The sequence below is a fragment of the Pseudomonas sp. p50(2008) genome, assembly GCF_015351605.1.
Taxonomy (GTDB): Bacteria; Pseudomonadota; Gammaproteobacteria; order Pseudomonadales; family Pseudomonadaceae; genus Aquipseudomonas.
Map to the genome: position 1 here is coordinate 525,392 of NZ_JACMYF010000005.1, position 18,334 is coordinate 543,725.

Here is an 18,334-nt window from a genome sequence, read left to right on the forward strand (position 1 = left end):
GTATTTGCCGATTTACACGCCTGCTCTCATACCGTCATCGCGAGCAAGCTTTGCTCCTACAGGTCCCGGCTGCGGCACCTGTGGAAAATCCTCATTGAGCACCCGCAGATGCTCGATAGCTTCCGCGAATTTGACATCAGCCTTCCTGCGCATCGCCTGATAGCGGTCAAACTGCTCCCCATCCAGCTCACTGCCTTCAAGCAATGCGAAGGCACACTGATTCATTGTTTCAGCTTCTTCAAACATCTGACGATTACGTTGCAGGGCGAATTCGCGACAGGCTTTGAGTTCATCGCGAGTGGAATAGTGAATCATGACCGGCACCTTAAAGTCGGAGGAGGTTGATTAATAGGCACCGGCAATACAAAAGGATTTCAAATTTATGATCGCCAAATTTCGATAATCAACTCCGTCAAAGCGAGTGCGAAAAATCAGTTTTTTCGTTGCTTGCGCCGTTCATAACGCGCCAGGATCGGTTGGGTACTGATGCCATGCACCAGAATGCTCAACGCCACCACCGACAGGGTGAGGTTGGCACAAAGCGTCGCTACTGACTGATCCAGCCCGTGGTTCAACGCATAAAACAGGTAGTACAGACTGCCGATGCCGCGAATGCCGAACCAGCCGATCAACAGTCGTTGCCGTCCTTCAAGCAATCCACCCCAGGGCATGGCTGCCACACTCAGTGGCCGGATCAGAAAGAACAACGCTGCACCGACAGGCAGCGCCCGCCAGTCCCAATGGGCGATGAGTACTACACCCAGCAGCGTCACCAGAAACACTTCCATCGCCCGTTCGACCAGACCGCCAAAAGCAAGCATGTCGCCCATCATGATGCCGGCTGCCACCTGGGAATCTTCAAGCTTGTCGGTGTCGCCGTGAACGGCATGCTGCGGGTCGACGTTCTGATGGCCGACAACTGGCTGTACAAGATGCTCGGCGGGTACCGGGGCGTCGCCCGTGGATTTGACCTCTGCCTGGCGCAGACCGAGCCCGGCTGCAAACACGGACAAGAAGCCGTAAGCATGAACCGACTCGGCCCCGACATACGCCAGGGCGATCAACGCGAGGGCCAGGTAATCGTTGGGCGACAGGGTGCTGTCTTCATTTTTTATCCGCAGCGAAAGGGTCAACAGACCAATCCCGCGACCCATCCAATAGCCAATCAACAAACCCGCAGGGACAGCCCAAAGCAGTCGATAAAGCGCCCAATCCCCTAACCAGCCCGGGTTGTCATCGTGCAACAACAAGACCAGCCCCAGGATCACGAAAGGAAACGCAATCCCGTCATTGAGGCCCGCTTCGCCGGAGAGCCCGAACCGGACACTGTCGTCATCACGGGCATCGTTGACCGATACCAGCGCGGCGAGCACGGGGTCGGTCGGCGCCAGGATCGAGCCAATCAACACTGATACGCCCCAAGGCAGCTCGAACCCGAAATGCAAAAGCAGGCTGACCCCCGCAATTGTCAGCACCATGACAGGTCCCGCCAAGCCAAAAGCAATCCGCCATTTCTTCGCTTTAAGGGGAGCGCGCAGTTTCAAACCGCAGACGAACAGCGAAAACAGCACAGCGACTTCGGTCAGATGCTCCATCCAGACGGAGGCGTCATCCAGGTCGAGTTTCAATAGACCGAACCCCGCGGGTCCGATGGCGATGCCCAGCACCAGGCACACGGCTGAAGTGGTCACGGGCATCCATCGCAGGTACGACGATGTCAGTGCCAGTGTCAGCAGTACCGCTCCCAGCACTGCCACCCATATGATGAAACTCATGTCTTGGTACTCGCCAAATGGGTGGCAACAGGGCAGGGCGTGATAATCAACCGACGGTCGCGCGCAGGTATTCAGGGGTCAGGACGTTGAACCAGACCAGGATCATTTCCACCAGAATCGTCACCAGCACCAGCAGTCCTACGCCCCAGACGCAGGCCGAGTTCAGCAGACCTTGTTCCTTGCGCTCGTGCATGAACGTGGGCAAACCGACAAACAGCAAAAATGTCGAATAGACCGAGGCAGCCCCCAGGACAAGCACCGCCAGCCAGCGGCTCGGATAAAGCCCGGCGAATCCGGCGAGGAAGAATGGGGTCGCGGTGTACGCGGCGAAACCGATGCACTGATTGATGGTAGGCCGTGACTCGAAGGTGCGGGACATCCACCGGATGAACAGCCCCATCACAGCCACACCCGCGAGAATGGTCAGGTAGAGCAGCACACACAGCTGCAATGCGCTGCTGGTACTGAGCTTGACCGTTTCATTTTCAGCCAGGCTCCAGCCGACGTAGGTCGTCCCGATAAACAGGCACACGGCGGGAATCAGGGCGAGCAACAACAAGTGAGCCAGATAATGACGAGGGTGTGCTTCCTCTTCCCTGCGAATATCCGTCCACGCGAAGTTGGGTTGGGTGAAGAGTTTGATGATAGGTGCGGACATGACGACCTCCAGATAACGGAAGGCCCGCCACTGGGGCCTATCGTTTTGGAGGTCGGTTTTTTGTGAGGGGTTCATTTTTTTGCATGGTTTTCGACATCACCCCTCGCTGTCCTTACAGCATTGGCTTGCCTCCCGTCACGCCATACCGTTGTCCGGTGATGTAACTGGCTTCGTCCGACGCGAGCAGCACATAGATCGGCGCGACTTCCACCGGCTGCCCCGGCCGTCCGAGGGGTGTTTGCGAGCCGAAATTCTGCACTTCCTCATCAGGCATCGTGGAGACGATCAACGGAGTCCAGATCGGCCCGGGCGCCACGCAGTTCACCCGGATGTTTTTCGGTCCGAGCATCTGCGCCAGGCCACCGGTGAAGTTGGCAATGGCGCCTTTTGTGGTGGCGTAAGCGAGCAGGGTGGGTTTGGGCATGTCCGAGTTGATGGAGCTGGTGTTGATGATGGAGCTGCCAGGTTTCATGTGTTTCAGGGCCGCCTGGCAAATCCGGAAAATGGCGGTGATGTTGACGTCGAAAGTCATGACCCATTCTTCATCCGGGATGTCTTCGAAGTTTTCATGGGTCATCTGGAAGGCCGCGTTGTTGACCAGCACATCGATACGCCCAAAGCGTTCGACGGTTTTATCGACCAGGGCCTGGCACTGGGCTTTTTGCGCCAGATCACCGGGCAATAACAAGCATTGCCGGCCAGCCTGTTCAACCCAGCGAGCCGTTTCCCGCGCGTCTTCATGCTCGTTGAGATAAGCAACGACGACATCTGCGCCTTCACGGGCAAACGCAATCGCCACGGCCCGGCCGATTCCGCTGTCAGCGCCGGTGATGAGGGCAATTTTGCCGTCGAGTCGACCAGACCCTTTGTAGCTTTGCTCGCCACAGTCCGGGTAGGGCTCCATCTTTTTTTGTGAACCCGGTACCGGTTGGCTCTGTTTGGCGAACGGTGGTTTTGGATAGTCGATCATCATGAATCTCCAGTCTCAAGGCGAAAGAATCAAAGGGTTGACCTTGGCCTTTTGACTGGAGTTCGGTTGGATGTTCGACGTCATCGGTAAACGCGATCCCTTCAGGAGTTACCGGAGGATCGGGGTAGAAATCACAGCCCCAGGTCAGAAAGCCCTGGATGATCATCCGGCCGTCGCCCCAGTGGCCAATGGAACTTGCGCTCGCTTTCCTTGATCGGCAGGTCGTTGATGCAGGCAAACCGATTAGCCATCAGGCCGTTCTCGTCAAACTCCCAGTTTTCATTGCCGTAGGAGCGAAACCAGTTACCCGAATCATCGTGCCATTCATAGGCATAGCGCACGGCGATCCGGTTACCGGTGAACGCCCAGAGTTCCTTGATCAGACGGTAATCCAGTTCCTTGGCCCATTTGCGCGTGAGGAATGCCTTGGCTTCTTCACGGTTATGAGCAAACTCCGCGCGGTTTCGCCATTGGGTGTCCAGGGTATAGGCGAGCGAGACGCGCGCCGGATCACGGGAGTTCCAGCCATCCTCGGCCAGGCGTACTTTCTCGATGGCCGATTCCCGGGTGAAGGGTGGCAATGGCGGACGAACTTCAGGGTTTGACATATAACGTCTCCTCTCGAATTAACGTACAGGCGGTTGTTGCATTTGAATTAAGGGTTACAGGTCCAATAACTTGCGCGCCACGCACTGCGCGTTATCGGCAGCACTGTGATCGCCCATGACCAGCGCGACGGTGATGGCACCGTCGATCAGGATCAGCAGTTGCCTGGCCAGCGTCTGCGGGTCGTCAGCGCCAAATTCGGTGCAGAGCTCGCACACGTAATCGAGCAGCTTCTGTTTGTGCTCCTTGGCCAGCAGGCGCACCGGATCCTGCGGGTCGCCCGTTTCGCCACTGGTGTTGATGAAGGCACAACCGCGAAAGCCTTCGCTGGCAAACCACGCGTTGAGCACAGTAAACAGGTTGAGCAGGCGATCGGCCGGGGTATCAGCCTTACCGACCTCGCTGGTGTACCAGCGCATCCAGCGCAGGTCACGCCGTCGTAAAGCCGCGACGGTCAGCTCCTCCTTGTTGGCGAAGTAGCGGTAGATACTTTTTCTGGAGACACCGGCGGTTTTCACCAGAAGATCCATCCCGGTGGCAGCGATACCACTTTTGTAGATCAATTTCTCGGTGACATCCAGAATGATGTCGCGAGTAGCGTTGTTAGTGATTTCGTTCATGTGATTACAGTAGAACGATCGTTCTCCTTTATCAAGCGGGATGTGTGGTGCAGCGCACACAGTCATCGCGCGCAGGCTCGCTCTCACAGGGGACACGCATCTCGACTCTGCTCGCGAAGGGGTCTTTACAGACGCTGACAAGACCCCAACCGATCCATGGTGTAAGCTCTCGGGTTCTTCGGATTCGACCTTTTGCGAGCCCTATGCCGTCGCTTTTCAAACGCCCTCTGCTGCCTAAATTGCGCAGTTTTCCGCTGACCGCCGATGCCGTCACCATCCTTTCCGGTGCAGCCGAATTTCGTCGTTGCCTGCTGGAAAAAATCGCCAGTGCAACCCAGCGCATCTACATCGTTGCGCTGTACCTGCAACAGGATGAAGCCGGTCAGGAAATCTTCGATGCCTTGCACGCAGCCAAACTGGCACGTCCTGAACTGGACGTCGTGGTGGTGGTTGACTGGCTGCGCGCCCAACGCGGCTTGATCGGTGCCGGCAAGCAGCCGGGCAATTCGGCCTGGTATCAGGACATGACCCGGACTCACGCCAGTGAAGTCCCGGTGTATGGCGTTCCGGTGCAGAGTCGTGAACTGTTTGGCGTGCTGCACTTGAAAGGCTTTGTGATCGATGATTGCGTGATCTACAGCGGCGCGAGCCTGAACAACGTCTATCTGCACAAGTTCGACAAGTACCGCTACGACCGTTACCACCTGCTGCACAACCGCGCTCTGGCCGATTCCATGCAGCACCTGATTCAGCATGGTCTTATCGCGTCCAAAGCCGTCAACCGACTCGATTTGCCCAACCTGCCGACCACCCGCAGTCTGCGCAACGATATCGGTGACCTGCGCAGCCGCCTCAAGCACGCGGCCTACGACACCACGGCGGGAACGCTTGAGAAGGGCGGATTGTCGGTCAGCCCGTTGCTTGGCGTCGGCAAAAACAACCCGCTTAGCCGGGTGATCTGCGAGCTGATCGCTAGCGCTCAACATCAACTGACGATCTGCACGCCTTACTTCAACCTGCCGCTGGCCGTGACGCGCGAGATCAACCGGGCACTGGGGCGGGGCGTGAAAATCGACATCGTCGTCGGGGACAAGACTGCCAACGATTTCTACATTCCGCCCAGCGAGCCGTTCAGAGTGATTGCGGCGCTGCCGTACCTGTACGAAATCAGCCTGCGCAGGTTCGCCAAGCGTCATCAGCGCACGATCGATAGCGGACAGTTGAACCTGCATCTGTGGAAGGAAGGCGACAATACCTACCACCTGAAAGGCATGTGGATCGATCAGCGTTACACCCTGCTGACGGGCAATAACCTGAACCCACGGGCGTTCCGACTGGATCTGGAAAACGCTTTGTTGATTGATGATCCGAAGGGTGAGCTTTTAGAACCGCGCCGCGAAGAGCTGGGGCAGATCTTTCAGCACACTACGCGTATCGAGCGTTATCAGGATCTGGAAACGCTTCTGGAGTATCCGGCAGCGGTGGCCAAGTTTCTCAAGCGCGTCAGCCGTGTGCGAATCGAACGATTGTTGTATCGGATTCTTTAGCGCGTTCGACCTTTGCGGAATACGCGTGGGCACTGTCGCGATTCATCTCGCGACAGTGCCCACGCGGTCAATGCAACCGCTTAATTCAAACCCAGCTTCCCACGCAGCATCGACAGATCTTCAGCCAGTGTATTCACCGGCCCGACCAGCGCCTTGCGGTCGTTTTCTTTCACTTTGTCGTAGGTTTCAAAGCCACCGTCCCCGGTTTTGTACTTGGCCAGGATCTTGTCCACGGTTGCGAAGTTTTTGTCGACCTTGGCGATGAATGCGGCGTCCTGTTTGGCGATTTGCGGACGGAACAGGTCAACGATTTTCTTCGCGCCGTCGACGTTGCCCTGGAAGTCATACAGGTCGGTGTGGCTGTAGCGATCCTCCTCTCCGGAAATCTTGGTCGCCGCAACTTCTTCCAGCAGCGCCGCCGCACCACCCACCACCTTCTCAGGCGGGAAGGTCAGGCCGGCGACGCGGGTTTGCAGGTCCTTGACGTCCTTGTTCAGGCCGTCAGCCAGTTCAGTCAGTCCTTGGGTGCTGTTCTGCGAAAACAAGGAGTATTCGATACGGTGGAAGCCGGTGAAATCTTCGGCTTTCACGCCTTTTTCGTGGTCGTCGACACGGGAGTCAATGGACGCGTCCAGGTCGCTGAACAGCTCGGCAATCGGTTCGATCGACTCATAGAAAACCCGGGTCGGCGCATAGAGTTTTTTCGCCGTGTCCAGATCACCTTTTTTCACCGCGTCAGTGAACTGCTGAGTGTGGCTGGCCAGTTCGTCCAGTTGCTCGGTGACGTAGATTTTGTAATCCGACACCGGCCCCACCAGGTCCATCGGCGCCGTCGCCGCGAATGCTGAAAGCGGAGTGTTGAGCAAGCCAAGTGTCAGCAGTAAAGCGAGGGGCGACTTTTTCATGGGACGGTTCCGTGTGGAGGGTTGTTAGGCCGTAGCGGTAGGTTGTGTGGCTTTTAGCAAGGTGCGACCGATGTAGTCCTGGTCACCCGTGACGCCGGGCAGGGTGAAGAAGTACCCACCACCGACCGGTTTCAGGTATTCCTCCAGCGGCTCGCCGTTGAGTCGGGTCTGGACGGTAATGAAGCCTTTTTCGAGATCGGCCTGGTAGCAGATGAACAGCAGCCCCATGTCGAGCTGGCCGTTCTTGTTCACGCCGTTCGAGTAGTTGAACGGTCGGCGCAGGATCAGGTTGCCCGCCGTGGCGGTGGTGCGCGGGTTGGCCAGGCGAATGTGCGCGTCGAGCCTGGTCAGTTTGCCTTCCGGATCCTTGCTGTAGTCCGGTGTTTGGGTTTCATGCTCGCCGCCCATGGGGGCGCCAGTGCTTTTGATTCGGCCGAGGATGCTTTCCTGTTCCTGCAGCGGGGTGCGATCCCAGCGCTCGACGAAGTTGCGGATGATGCGCACGGCTTGATAGCTGCCGTTCGCCGCCCAGGCGGGCTCGTCGCTGCCTGGCTGTACCCACACGAGGGTGTCCATGGCCCTGGCGTCGTTGGAGTCAGGGTTGGCTGAACCGTCGCGAAAGCCCAGGAAATTGCGCGCGCTCTGCGCCGGCATACCCGGTTTCGCAGGGGCTTGGGGCGGCACGCTGCCTTCCTGTTTCCAGCGCACCAACAACAAGTCCGGCAAGTTTTTCACGATGTCGCGCAGGGCATGGATGTTGGTGTCGGTGGTGTTGGAACAGAACTGCAGACTCAGGTCGCCGTGGCAGCAATCTGCCTCCAGCGCATCATTGGGAAAGCCGACCATGCGGATCAGCCGCTTGGGCTTGGCGCCTGTGAGGCCGAAGCGTTCGTCGAACAGCGACTCGCCGACCGATACGGTGATGGTCAGGTTGTCCGGGGCCACCACCGGGCCAAGAATCCCTGAATCCACGGGCGGAAGTTTCGGGTCGATCTGCTCGACCGGGCCACCCTTTGTCAGGAACGCGATCCGCTCATTGAGTGTGCGAAATAACCGTTCAAGGTCTTCACGATCGCTGGCCAGGACGTCGAACGACGCCAGCATCCCGCTGGCCGGGCGCGGGGTAACGATGCCGCTCTGGTACTTGCCGTGGAACGGGTGGCGGTCCTCGGTCTTCTCGCTGCTGGGGGCTTCAGTGACTTGGGCGGGGCTGGCGGCCATGGCCGGGCAGGTCAACGCCGAGCCGGCCAGTGCCACACCGGCGGCGCCCATGCCCATCAGCACCCGGCGGCGCTGAAGGTTGAATTGCTCTGAATCGTTCATCGGTTTGAGTCTTCTGCTTACAGGCCGGAGAGGCCAAGGGCGGGATCGATTCCGTCGAGTGCATCGGCCAGGACCTTGGCCTTGTCGGCGATTTGTTTGCGCTGCTCGGCGCTCACGCTGTCGTAGCTCGCGTAGCCATCCTTGGTCTTCATGCCGTTCAGGTCTGCGTCGAGTGCAGCGAGGGCGCTGTCGATCTTGGGCAGCAGGTCGGCGGCGGACTTGGTGAGCAGCGGTCGCAGCAGGTCGACGACCTTGTGCGTCACTTCCAGGTTGGCGGCGAAACCGTTCAGGTCAGTGTGGCTGTAGCGTTCTTCTTCACCGCTGCTGGCACGCACGTCGGCGAGGCTGTTGAGGGTGCGGATGACGATGCTCACCAGTTGTTCCGGCGGCAGTGATTGCGCAAGCAGCTGTTGTTTGAGCGTGGTCACGTCGGCGATCAAACGCTGAGCGACAGGCGCCAGGCCGTCGAGGTTGCGTTGTTGGAACAGCGCGTACTCGATGCGGTGGAAACCTGTGAACCCTGGATCCTGTTCGCGTTTTTCGAAGTAATCGGCACGGGCATTGATCGCGTTGTCCAGTTCTGCCAGTCGCTGGGACGCCGGTGCAAGGCGTTGATACGCGGCGCGGGCCGGCGCATACAAGGCTTGCGCCTGAGCCAGATCGCCGGCTTCGATGGCCTGTTCCAGCGCGGTGACGGCTTTGATCAGCGCCGTGCCCTGACTGCTCAGGTAAACCCGAAACTCCGACAATGGCCCGACGAAGGCGACCAGCGACGGTTTTGCCTTGGACGCGGCGTCGGAAGCCGCGGTGGGGGTGACGTGCAACGTGCCGCGAGGGTTGCTCAACAAACCGCAGGTGATCGCGTAATCGCCGGGCATGAGGTTGGCGTTGATCACCTGGCTCAGGCCCGGTGCGATGTTTTCCCGTTCTTCGACCACCAGCACACCGTCGAGGATTTCCCATTCCACCGCTCTATCCGAACGATTGACGATGCGGAAGCTCGCGCGGCCGGCCGGAACCGTCAGGGCGTTCGGCTCGCAGCTGTGCGGGTGAATGGTGATCAGCACTTCGTTATGGTTGGTCTGGCGCTTGGCCGCCGCCATCTGCGAGGCGTAATAGAACAGACCACCGGCGGCGATCATCACCACGATGGAACCGGCCACCGCCCAGCGCAGCGCGCGGGGAGCAGAAACCGGGGGAGGGGCTTGGTTTGGCATGTGTGCCCTTACTGGCTGGAAACTGAATGGGGTTGCTTTGCAGGGGGCGATGCCGGCAGGAAAAACATCACCAGCGCCACCACCAGATACATCAGATAAGCCCCGAGGGTGCTGACGGTGGGTGCGTCCTGATAGCCGAACATGCCGGCCAGCACCGAGCCCAAGGGGCCGTCCATGGGCAGCGTGGCGCTGAAGTCGAACAGTACGGTTTGCAGGTGGTTCCACACGCCGGCCTCATGAAGCGCCTGTACCGAGTTGGCGAGAATGCCGGCAGCCACCACCAGGATGAACAGCCCGGTCCAGCGGAAAAATGCGCCGAGGTTCAGGCGCATGCTGCCGGTGTAGATCAGGAAGCCAACGATGATCGCCAGGATCAGGCCGAGCAGGGCACCGATCGGTGCTGCCGGGCCTTCGCTTTGCTGGAAGACGGCGAGCAGGAAGAACACGGTCTCGAGGCCTTCGCGGGCCACGGCGAAAAACACCATGGCGATCAGGGCGGTGACCTGATGTTTGGAACCGGTCAGCGCCTGATCGAGGGAAGCATGCAGCGAAAGCTTGATCGACCGGGCGACTTTGCGCATCCAGAACACCATGGAACTGAGGATGCCGACCGCGACCAGCCCGACCACGCCTTCGAACAGTTCCTGTTGTTTTTGCGGGAATTCGGCGCTGACCAGTTCCAGGCCGCCACCCACCAACAGGGCCAGCGCGGCAGCCAGGAAGACGCCGATCCAGACGGCGGGCATCCATTGACCACGTCCGGTCTGTTTGAGGTAGCTGGCGATGATGCCAACGATCAGTGCAGCTTCAATGCCTTCGCGCAGCATGATCAAAAATGGAACAAGCATTCAGCACCGGATCGAATTAGATAGGGTGCTAAGTTGTAACATAATGACACTCATTCGCATATGGTAAGCGTTGACATTAACCTGAACACAGCCTGAACGACCTCGAGATAACGCCTCCCGCCTGTAGGAGCAAAGCTTGCTCGCGATGTCGGCTTCATAGCCGATGAGCATTCCCCTGAAGTACGCGATCAAACTGTAGGAGCTGGCCTGCCGGCGATGGCGACCTGGTCGGCGGTGAGATTTTTGCTGGTGTACATATCCATTCCTGCGGTCACGGCTGCTATTGGTTTCGCTCTTACAGCGAGTCACTTGGAAGAGCGCCAAGTAACCAAACGCTCTTGCCCCTTTCGTACGGTGCCTCGCCTGAGCTCGGCATACCCTCACTCCGGCCCTGCTCCGTGGGCCCGCCGCGATCGGTCATCCATGGCCGTGCGCGGCTAACCCGGCATCCATGCCGGGTTGCCCACTGCGCAGAACCTGCGCTCGGCCTTCCCATGGGGCAAGAAGATCAAGATCAACAGCAGATCAAAAGCAGATCAAAAGCCAAAGCGAGGCGGCCTGACAGCCGACCTGACTTTCGAAGCACACGCGTTCCCCCTGTGGGAGCCGAGCTTGCTCGCGATGACGGCCTCAAAGCCGACTCATATCTCCCAGATACACCCAGATCAACCTGTAGGAGTGAGCCTGCTCGCGATGACGGCCTGATCGGCGGTGAGACTCTTGCTGGTGTACATATCGTTCCTGCGGTAACGGCCGTTATGGGTTTCGCTCTTACCCAATGGGGTAATCAGATCAAGATCAACAGCAGATCAACGGCGTTTCTCAGGCAGCTGCGCTAAGATGCGGCGACTCAAACACACAATACGGTTCGCCTCACTCCATGTCGGAAAAAGACACCATTTCCATTCAACTGGTGCGCGAAGCACTGTTGCAAAGTTGCGCCTCAGGCGCCGCGACCGATGAGGTGTTGAATAAGGTCGGTATCGATCCGGCGTTGCTGGAGACCACCAGCGCCCGGGTCCCGGCCACGTCTTATGCGCGGTTGTGGCGTTTGCTGGCCCGGCGTGGTGATGACGAGTTTTTCGGCATGGACCCGCGCAAGCTCAAATCCGGCAGTCTGGAGTTTTTGTGTCGCTGCGCCATGGTCCAGCCGAGTCTGGCGGCAGGGCTGACCTCCGGGCTGGGTTTCCTGTCGTTAATGCTGGAGCACTTGCCGGCGCAGTTGGTGCGTCAGCAAAGTCTGGCGGAAATTGTCTTGGTCGAGGACGAACAGGACCCGCGCCGAGCCTTCACTTATTTCACCTACTGGATGATCGTTCATGGGGTCGCCTGCTGGCTGGCCGGGCGACGCATTCCGATTCTGGCCATCGAGCTGCGTTGCCCTGAGCCGGACTTTTGCGGTGACTATCAGGTGATGTTCTCCGAGAATCTGCGGTTCAACCGAGCACGCACCCGCATGATTTTCTCCGCCGAATGCCTGGATTTGCCGATCAAGCGCAGCCCTGAAGAGCTCAAGCGTTTCCTTGCCCATGCGCCGGCCAATATCCTGGTGAAGTACCGTGATCCGCAAAGCCTGGCGAGCCGGATCAAGCATGATTTACGGCAACTGTCGGCGCAACATTGGCCGGAAACCGACCTGCTGGCGCAGCAGTTGTGCATGTCGGCGTCGACATTGCGGCGGCGTCTGGCGGAGGAAGGGCAGACTTATCAAGGGCTCAAGGACAGTGTGCGAAAGGAATTGGCCATCATCTGGCTGGCAGAGCCGAGCATCAGCTTCGCCGAGATCGCCGCGCGTCTGGGGTTTGCCGATGCCAGCTCGTTCTACAAGGCATTTCGCAAGTGGTCGGGGTCCAATCCCGGGCATTATCGGAGTTTGATTCTTAACGAGGCTGACTGATCCCGAAGTGATAGGAAGGTCAGCCCCGAGACACCAGCCCTTGAGTCTTGGCCAAACCAGTCACGCAACTTGATAACTTTGACCATTGTCCCGCGCACCGCGCAGAGCGAAGATTTCCCTGTTGATTACGGTTCCCCCCCAACCTAATAACAATACGAGGGATTCTGGCAATGCGCGATTACTTGTCTGCCACTTCACAGTTCAATTATCAGGACACCGTTGACGCTGCACTCGCAGGCGACCTGACGGCCGTTAATGCCTGCATCGAATGCTGCGACCGGCATGCGTTGCCGGGGCGCATTGCATTGTTCTGGGAGGGACGCGATGGGGCCAGCGCCACCTACACCTTCAGCGACCTGCAGGACAAAGCCGCACGGTTCGCCAATTTCCTGCTGGCCCAAGGGGTGCAGAAGGGCGACAAGGTCGCCGGTCTGTTGCCGCGCAACATCGAATTGTTGATCACCGTGTTCGCCACCTGGCGCATCGGTGCGGTCTATCAGCCTCTCTTCACCGCCTTCGGTCCTAAAGCCATCGAGCACCGGCTCGGCAGCTCTGGCGCAAAAGTCGTCGTCACCGACGCCATCAATCGCCCCAAACTCAGTGAAGTCATCGACTGCCCGACGACCGTTACCGTCGGCGGCCCGAAAGGCCAGGGCATCGTGCGGGGCGATTTCAGTTTCTGGGCCGAACTGGCCAACTACTCCAACGACTGCGAACCGGTCATGCTGACTGGCGAAGACCCGTTCCTGCTGATGTTCACCTCGGGCACCACGGGTCCCTCGAAAGCGCTGTCCGTGCCGCTCAAGGCCATCGTTGCCTTCCAGAGTTACACCCGCGACGCGGTGGACCTGCGTCCCGAGGACGCGTTCTGGAACGTTGCCGATCCGGGTTGGGCCTATGGCATCTATTTCGGTGTCACCGGTCCGATGTCGATGGGGCACCCGATCACCTTTTACGATGGCCCCTTCACCCTCGAAAGTACCTGCCGGGTCATCAATAAATACGGCATCACCAACCTCACCGGTTCTCCAACTGCCTACCGTTTGCTGATCGCAGGCGGCGACGAGTTCGCCCGTTCGATCAAGGGCAAGCTGCGCATCGTCAGCAGTGCCGGTGAGCCGCTGAATCCAGAAGTGATCCGCTGGTTTGCCGACAACCTCGGCGTGGTCATCCACGACCATTACGGCCAGACCGAATTGGGCATGGTTTTGTGCAATCACCATGGCCTGGAGCACCCGATCCACATGGGGGCGGCGGGTTTCACCTCTCCTGGTCACCGTATCGTGGTGCTGGACGAGGAGTACCAGGAGCTGGGCGTAGGGCAGCCGGGCATCCTGGCCATCGACCGCACCCAGTCGCCGATGTGCTGGTTCGCCGGTTACGAAGGCGCACCCACCAAAGCCTTCGTCGGCAACTACTACCTGAGCGGCGATACCGTGGAGTGGAACCCGGACGGCAGCATCAGTTTTGTCGGGCGCAGTGACGATGTGATCACAACTTCTGGCTACCGGGTCGGTCCGTTTGATGTCGAAAGTGCGCTGATCGAGCACCCGGCGGTGGTCGAGGCGGCAGTGGTTGGCAAACCCGACCCTGAACGCACCGAACTGGTCAAAGCCTTCGTTGTGTTGAGCTCGCAGTACCGCGCCGAACCTGCCCTCGCCGAAGAACTGCGCCAGCACGTGCGCAAGCGATTGGCAGCGCATTCCTATCCCCGGGAAATCGAATTTGTCAGCGAATTGCCGAAAACCCCTAGCGGCAAATTGCAGCGCTTTATCTTGCGCAACCAGGAAATCGCCAAGGCTCAAGAGGCCGCCGCGAAGAACGTTCAAGCTTGAATTCAAGGAAACAATGATGCAGATCGAAAACAAGGCTTTTCTCGTCACCGGCGGCGCCTCCGGACTGGGTGCGGCCACCGCTGAGATGCTGGTTGCGGCCGGCGCCAAAGTGATGCTGGTGGACATGAACGCCGAGGCTGTTGCAGCTCAGGCTCAACGACTGGGCGCGCAAAGCGTCGTCGCGGACATCAGCAACGAAGCCGCCGCCGAAGCTGCCGTGCAGGCGACCGTCAAGGCCTTTGGTGGCCTGAACGGTCTGGTTAACTGCGCCGGCATCGTGCGAGGCGAGAAAATCCTCGGTAAAACCGGCCCTCACGCGTTGGCCAGTTTCAGCCAGGTCATCAATGTGAACCTTATCGGCAGCTTCAACATGCTGCGTCTGGCGGCAGCTGCGATTGCCGAAACCGAGGCCAATGAAGACGGCGAGCGCGGGGTAATCATCAATACCGCCTCCGCTGCTGCTTACGACGGCCAGATCGGTCAGGCGGCGTATGCCGCGTCCAAAGGCGCCATCGTCAGCCTGACGTTGCCTGCGGCCCGTGAGCTGGCGCGCTTCGGCATTCGGGTGATGACCATCGCCCCCGGCATTTTCGAAACGCCGATGATGGCCGGTATGACCCCGGAAGTCCGGGCTTCTCTGGCGGCTGGCGTGCCCTTTCCACCACGTTTGGGCAAACCGGACGAGTATGCTGCGCTGGTCAGGCATATCATTGAAAACAGCATGCTCAATGGCGAGGTGATCCGTCTCGACGGTGCCTTGCGCATGGCCGCCAAGTAAGGAGAATTTGTCATGACACTTGCCAACGATCCGATTGTTATTGTCAGCGCCGTTCGCACCCCGATGGGTGCTTTCCAGGGCGAACTGAAAAGCCTGACGGCGCCGCAACTGGGTGCTGCTGCCATTCGCGCTGCCGTAGAGCGCGCGGGTATCAAGCCTGAATCCGTCGAAGAAGTGCTGTTCGGCTGCGTACTGTCCGCAGGCCTGGGCCAGGCACCTGCACGCCAGGCTGCGCTGGGCGCCGGGCTGGATAAGTCGACCCGCTGCACCACGCTAAACAAAATGTGCGGTTCGGGCATGGAAGCGACGATGCTGGCCCATGACATGCTCGTCGCCGGCAGCGTCGACGTGGTGGTCGCCGGCGGCATGGAAAGCATGTCCAACGCGCCGTACCTGCTGGACCGCGCACGTGCCGGCTACCGCATGGGCCACGGTCGTGTGCTCGATCATATGTTCCTTGACGGCCTTGAAGACGCCTATGACAAAGGCCGCTTGATGGGCACCTTCGCCGAGGATTGCGCCGAATCCAATGGTTTCACCCGTGAAGTCCAGGACGAATTCGCCATTGCCTCGACAACCCGCGCACAGCAGGCCATCAAGGATGGCACCTTCAAGGACGAGATCGTGCCGCTGACGGTGACCATCGGCAAAGAGCAGGTGCTGATCAGCAACGACGAACAACCCCCGAAAGCCAAACTGGACAAGGTCGCTTCGTTGAAGCCGGCATTCCGCGAAGGCGGGACCGTGACGGCGGCGAACTCCAGCTCGATTTCCGACGGTGCCGCAGCGCTCGTGCTGATGCGCCGTTCCGATGCCGAGAAACAAGGCTTGAAGCCTCTGGCAGTGATTCATGGTCACGCCGCGTTCGCCGACGCTCCGGGACTGTTTCCGGTGGCACCGGTGGGTGCGATCAAAAAGCTGATGAAGAAAACCGGCTGGTCCCTGGATGAAGTCGACCTGGTTGAGGTCAACGAGGCGTTCGCGGTGGTGAGTCTGGTGACCATGGCCCAACTGGAGATCCCTCACGAGAAGGTCAATGTGCACGGAGGCGCGTGTGCCTTGGGGCATCCGATTGGTGCGTCTGGCGCGCGGATCCTCGTGACCTTGCTCTCCGCCTTGCGCCAGAAGGGCCTGAAACGCGGTGTTGCAGCCATCTGCATCGGCGGCGGTGAGGCAACGGCTATTGCAGTTGAATGCCTGTACTAAGGCTTGCTGATCACTCTGCGCGGTTTCTGTAGGCGCTGCTGCAAGCTGCGAACTTTTGATGTGGTGATGATGATTGCCAAAGATCAAGATCAAAAGATCGCAGGCTGCGCCAGCTCCTACAGGGGCGATTGCATTTTTAAGGATTTCGCATGATTCCCAATGACGAACAAACACAGATCAGCGACGCGGCCCGGCAGTTTGCCCAGGAGCGGCTGAAGCCGTTCTCCGCGGAGTGGGATCGCTTGCATCGCTTCCCGACGGAGGCCATCGGCGAAATGGCCGAGCTGGGCTTTTTCGGCATGCTGGTCCCGGAACAATGGGGCGGTTGTGACACCGGTTACCTGGCTTACGCCATGGCGCTGGAAGAAATTGCCGCCGGAGATGGCGCGTGCTCGACCATCATGAGCGTGCACAACTCGGTGGGTTGCGTGCCGATCCTCAGTTACGGCACCGATGACCAGAAAGAGCGCTTCCTCAAGCCGCTGGCCAGCGGCGCAATGCTCGGTGCCTTTGCCCTGACCGAGCCCCAGGCCGGCTCCGACGCCAGCGGCCTGAAAACCCGCGCACGCCTGGAAGGTGACCACTACGTGCTCAACGGCTGCAAACAGTTCATCACGTCCGGGCAGAACGCCGGTGTGGTGATCGTGTTCGCCGTCACTGATCCGAGTGCCGGCAAGCGCGGCATCACGGCGCTGATCGTGCCGACCGATTCGCCGGGCTACAAAGTCGCACGCGTGGAAGACAAGCTCGGCCAGCATGCCTCCGATACCTGCCAGATTCTGTTCGAAGACGTGAAAGTGCCCGTGGCCAATCGGTTGGGCGAGGAGGGTGAGGGCTATCGAATTGCCCTCGCCAACCTTGAGGGCGGTCGTGTAGGCATCGCTTCGCAATCGGTGGGCATGGCCCGCGCTGCGTTTGAAGCGGCCCGCGACTATGCACGCGAGCGTGAAAGCTTTGGCAAGCCAATCATCGAACATCAGGCGGTAGCGTTCCGTCTCGCGGACATGGCGACGCAGATTGCCGTGGCCCGGCAGATGGTCCATTACGCCGCCGCGTTGCGCGATAGTGGCAAGCCTGCGTTGGTCGAAGCCTCAATGGCCAAGCTGTTTGCTTCGGAAATGGCCGAAAAAGTCTGTTCCGCGGCGTTGCAAACCCTGGGTGGCTACGGTTACCTGAACGACTTCCCGGTGGAGCGGATCTACCGTGACGTGCGGGTTTGCCAGATCTACGAAGGCACCAGCGATATTCAGCGCATGGTCATTTCGCGCAGTCTTTAACAAGGAACCCTACGGGGATTCGGCGTAAACAATACTTAGGAGTCCTGGATGAGTTACGAAACGATTTTGCTGGAAATCCACGGTCGAGTGGGCCTGATTACCCTTAACCGTCCACAAGCGCTAAACGCGTTGAATGCGCAGATTGTCAGCGAGCTCAACCACGCTCTCGATGGCCTGGAAGCAGATTCGAACATCGGCTGCATCGTGCTGACCGGCTCGAAAAAAGCCTTTGCTGCCGGCGCCGACATCAAGGAAATGGCGGAGTTGACGTACCCTCAGATCTACCTTGATGACCTGTTCAGCGACAGTGATCGCGTGGCCAATCGCCGCAAACCGATCATTGCTGCGGTTAACGGTTTTGCCTTGGGCGGCGGTTGTGAACTGGCGCTGATGTGCGATTTCATCCTGGCCGGCGACAACGCTCGATTCGGCCAGCCGGAAATCAACCTTGGCGTGCTGCCAGGCATGGGCGGCACTCAGCGCCTGACCCGCGCCGTGGGCAAGGCCAAGGCCATGGAAATGTGCCTGAGCGGGCGGTTGATTGATGCAGTTGAAGCGGAACGCTGCGGGATCGTGGCGCGGATCGTGCCGGCTGATGAGCTGCTGGAAGAGGCGTTGAAGGTTGCCGAGAAGATCGCCCAGAAGTCGTTGCCGATTGCGATGATGGTCAAGGAAAGCGTCAACCGTGCGTTTGAAGTGAGCCTGTCCGAAGGTGTGCGCTTTGAGCGCCGAGTTTTCCATGCGGCGTTTGCGACGCAGGATCAGAAGGAAGGGATGGCGGCATTTATTGCCAAGCGTGACGCGCAGTTCCAAGGGAAGTGATGTAGCGTTTTCAGCGACGTCATCGCGAGCAAGCTATGCTCCCACAGGGT

The 18,334-nt window shown here is 59.2% G+C and carries 17 protein-coding genes; 7 read left to right on the forward strand and 10 right to left on the reverse strand.

Annotation, left to right across the window (positions count from 1 at the left end):
- Positions 1-12 precede the first annotated feature (12 nt).
- From H7698_RS17015 to H7698_RS17040, 6 genes are all read right to left on the reverse strand, one after another.
- Complete coding sequence (locus H7698_RS17015; RefSeq protein WP_194692192.1) at positions 13-315, reverse strand: hypothetical protein; 303 nt, start codon at positions 313-315, stop codon at positions 13-15.
- A 116-nt stretch (positions 316-431) separates the two neighbouring features.
- The gene (locus H7698_RS17020) at positions 432-1,775 is read right to left on the reverse strand and encodes a cation:proton antiporter (protein ID WP_194692193.1); all 1,344 of its coding nucleotides are present in this window, start codon (positions 1,773-1,775) and stop codon (positions 432-434) included.
- A 46-nt stretch (positions 1,776-1,821) separates the two neighbouring features.
- Positions 1,822-2,433 (reverse strand): Yip1 family protein, encoded by a 612-nt coding sequence (locus H7698_RS17025; RefSeq protein ID WP_194692194.1) that lies wholly within the window; start codon positions 2,431-2,433, stop codon positions 1,822-1,824.
- 112 nt (positions 2,434-2,545) lie between these two features.
- Complete coding sequence (locus tag H7698_RS17030) at positions 2,546-3,403, reverse strand: SDR family oxidoreductase (RefSeq protein ID WP_194692195.1); 858 nt, start codon at positions 3,401-3,403, stop codon at positions 2,546-2,548.
- Between the two features lie 131 nt (positions 3,404-3,534).
- Positions 3,535-4,011 (reverse strand): nuclear transport factor 2 family protein, encoded by a 477-nt coding sequence (locus tag H7698_RS17035; protein ID WP_162440054.1) that lies wholly within the window; start codon positions 4,009-4,011, stop codon positions 3,535-3,537.
- Between the two features lie 54 nt (positions 4,012-4,065).
- On the reverse strand, positions 4,066-4,629 hold the full coding sequence (locus H7698_RS17040) for a TetR/AcrR family transcriptional regulator (protein WP_194692196.1): 564 nt from the start codon (positions 4,627-4,629) through the stop codon (positions 4,066-4,068).
- Between the two features lie 203 nt (positions 4,630-4,832).
- Here H7698_RS17040 and pssA point away from each other — a divergent pair, with 203 nt between their 5' ends.
- Positions 4,833-6,176, forward strand: a complete 1,344-nt coding sequence (pssA, locus tag H7698_RS17045) for a CDP-diacylglycerol--serine O-phosphatidyltransferase (RefSeq protein ID WP_194692197.1) — start codon at positions 4,833-4,835, stop codon at positions 6,174-6,176.
- Positions 6,177-6,256: 80 nt separating this feature from the next.
- Here pssA and efeO (H7698_RS17050) read toward each other — a convergent pair whose 3' ends face one another.
- From efeO (H7698_RS17050) to efeU, 4 genes are read right to left on the reverse strand one after another with little or no spacing between them, the layout of a single operon-like run.
- A complete protein-coding gene (gene efeO / locus H7698_RS17050; protein ID WP_194692198.1) occupies positions 6,257-7,081 on the reverse strand; it encodes an iron uptake system protein EfeO in 825 nt (274 codons plus the stop codon).
- 24 nt (positions 7,082-7,105) lie between these two features.
- The gene (gene efeB, locus H7698_RS17055; RefSeq protein ID WP_194692199.1) at positions 7,106-8,404 is read right to left on the reverse strand and encodes an iron uptake transporter deferrochelatase/peroxidase subunit; all 1,299 of its coding nucleotides are present in this window, start codon (positions 8,402-8,404) and stop codon (positions 7,106-7,108) included.
- A 17-nt stretch (positions 8,405-8,421) separates the two neighbouring features.
- Complete coding sequence (gene efeO / locus H7698_RS17060) at positions 8,422-9,621, reverse strand: iron uptake system protein EfeO (protein ID WP_194692200.1); 1,200 nt, start codon at positions 9,619-9,621, stop codon at positions 8,422-8,424.
- Positions 9,622-9,629: 8 nt separating this feature from the next.
- The gene (gene efeU, locus H7698_RS17065) at positions 9,630-10,469 is read right to left on the reverse strand and encodes an iron uptake transporter permease EfeU (protein ID WP_194692201.1); all 840 of its coding nucleotides are present in this window, start codon (positions 10,467-10,469) and stop codon (positions 9,630-9,632) included.
- A gap of 880 nt (positions 10,470-11,349) precedes the next feature.
- Between efeU and H7698_RS17070 the strand changes: the two genes are divergently transcribed.
- From H7698_RS17070 to H7698_RS17095, 6 genes are all read left to right on the forward strand, one after another.
- Complete coding sequence (locus H7698_RS17070) at positions 11,350-12,366, forward strand: AraC family transcriptional regulator (RefSeq protein ID WP_194692202.1); 1,017 nt, start codon at positions 11,350-11,352, stop codon at positions 12,364-12,366.
- A 170-nt stretch (positions 12,367-12,536) separates the two neighbouring features.
- On the forward strand, positions 12,537-14,201 hold the full coding sequence (locus H7698_RS17075) for an AMP-binding protein (RefSeq protein ID WP_194692203.1): 1,665 nt from the start codon (positions 12,537-12,539) through the stop codon (positions 14,199-14,201).
- 16 nt (positions 14,202-14,217) lie between these two features.
- Positions 14,218-14,979, forward strand: coding sequence for an SDR family NAD(P)-dependent oxidoreductase (locus H7698_RS17080; protein ID WP_162440441.1), 762 nt, complete (start codon positions 14,218-14,220; stop codon positions 14,977-14,979).
- A 12-nt stretch (positions 14,980-14,991) separates the two neighbouring features.
- On the forward strand, positions 14,992-16,185 hold the full coding sequence (locus tag H7698_RS17085) for an acetyl-CoA C-acyltransferase (protein ID WP_194692204.1): 1,194 nt from the start codon (positions 14,992-14,994) through the stop codon (positions 16,183-16,185).
- Between the two features lie 149 nt (positions 16,186-16,334).
- Positions 16,335-17,462 (forward strand): acyl-CoA dehydrogenase, encoded by a 1,128-nt coding sequence (locus tag H7698_RS17090; RefSeq protein WP_194692205.1) that lies wholly within the window; start codon positions 16,335-16,337, stop codon positions 17,460-17,462.
- Between the two features lie 48 nt (positions 17,463-17,510).
- Positions 17,511-18,284 carry an enoyl-CoA hydratase gene (locus H7698_RS17095; RefSeq protein WP_162440444.1) on the forward strand — a complete coding sequence of 258 codons (774 nt, stop codon included), beginning with the start codon at positions 17,511-17,513 and terminating at the stop codon, positions 18,282-18,284.
- Positions 18,285-18,334 lie beyond the last annotated feature (50 nt).

Excerpts from the sequence above, each read along its gene's own strand:
- H7698_RS17015 (WP_194692192.1), bottom strand. The coding sequence starts at position 315 with ATGATTCACTATTCCACTCGCGATGAACTCAAAGCCTGTCGCGAATTC.
- H7698_RS17020 (WP_194692193.1), bottom strand. The coding sequence starts at position 1,775 with ATGAGTTTCATCATATGGGTGGCAGTGCTGGGAGCGGTACTGCTGACA.
- H7698_RS17025 (WP_194692194.1), bottom strand. The coding sequence starts at position 2,433 with ATGTCCGCACCTATCATCAAACTCTTCACCCAACCCAACTTCGCGTGG.
- H7698_RS17030 (WP_194692195.1), bottom strand. The coding sequence starts at position 3,403 with ATGATCGACTATCCAAAACCACCGTTCGCCAAACAGAGCCAACCGGTA.
- H7698_RS17035 (WP_162440054.1), bottom strand. The coding sequence starts at position 4,011 with ATGTCAAACCCTGAAGTTCGTCCGCCATTGCCACCCTTCACCCGGGAA.
- H7698_RS17040 (WP_194692196.1), bottom strand. The coding sequence starts at position 4,629 with ATGAACGAAATCACTAACAACGCTACTCGCGACATCATTCTGGATGTC.
- pssA (WP_194692197.1), top strand. The coding sequence starts at position 4,833 with ATGCCGTCGCTTTTCAAACGCCCTCTGCTGCCTAAATTGCGCAGTTTT.
- efeO (WP_194692198.1), bottom strand. The coding sequence starts at position 7,081 with ATGAAAAAGTCGCCCCTCGCTTTACTGCTGACACTTGGCTTGCTCAAC.
- efeB (WP_194692199.1), bottom strand. The coding sequence starts at position 8,404 with ATGAACGATTCAGAGCAATTCAACCTTCAGCGCCGCCGGGTGCTGATG.
- efeO (WP_194692200.1), bottom strand. The coding sequence starts at position 9,621 with ATGCCAAACCAAGCCCCTCCCCCGGTTTCTGCTCCCCGCGCGCTGCGC.
- efeU (WP_194692201.1), bottom strand. The coding sequence starts at position 10,469 with ATGCTTGTTCCATTTTTGATCATGCTGCGCGAAGGCATTGAAGCTGCA.
- H7698_RS17070 (WP_194692202.1), top strand. The coding sequence starts at position 11,350 with ATGTCGGAAAAAGACACCATTTCCATTCAACTGGTGCGCGAAGCACTG.
- H7698_RS17075 (WP_194692203.1), top strand. The coding sequence starts at position 12,537 with ATGCGCGATTACTTGTCTGCCACTTCACAGTTCAATTATCAGGACACC.
- H7698_RS17080 (WP_162440441.1), top strand. The coding sequence starts at position 14,218 with ATGCAGATCGAAAACAAGGCTTTTCTCGTCACCGGCGGCGCCTCCGGA.
- H7698_RS17085 (WP_194692204.1), top strand. The coding sequence starts at position 14,992 with ATGACACTTGCCAACGATCCGATTGTTATTGTCAGCGCCGTTCGCACC.
- H7698_RS17090 (WP_194692205.1), top strand. The coding sequence starts at position 16,335 with ATGATTCCCAATGACGAACAAACACAGATCAGCGACGCGGCCCGGCAG.
- H7698_RS17095 (WP_162440444.1), top strand. The coding sequence starts at position 17,511 with ATGAGTTACGAAACGATTTTGCTGGAAATCCACGGTCGAGTGGGCCTG.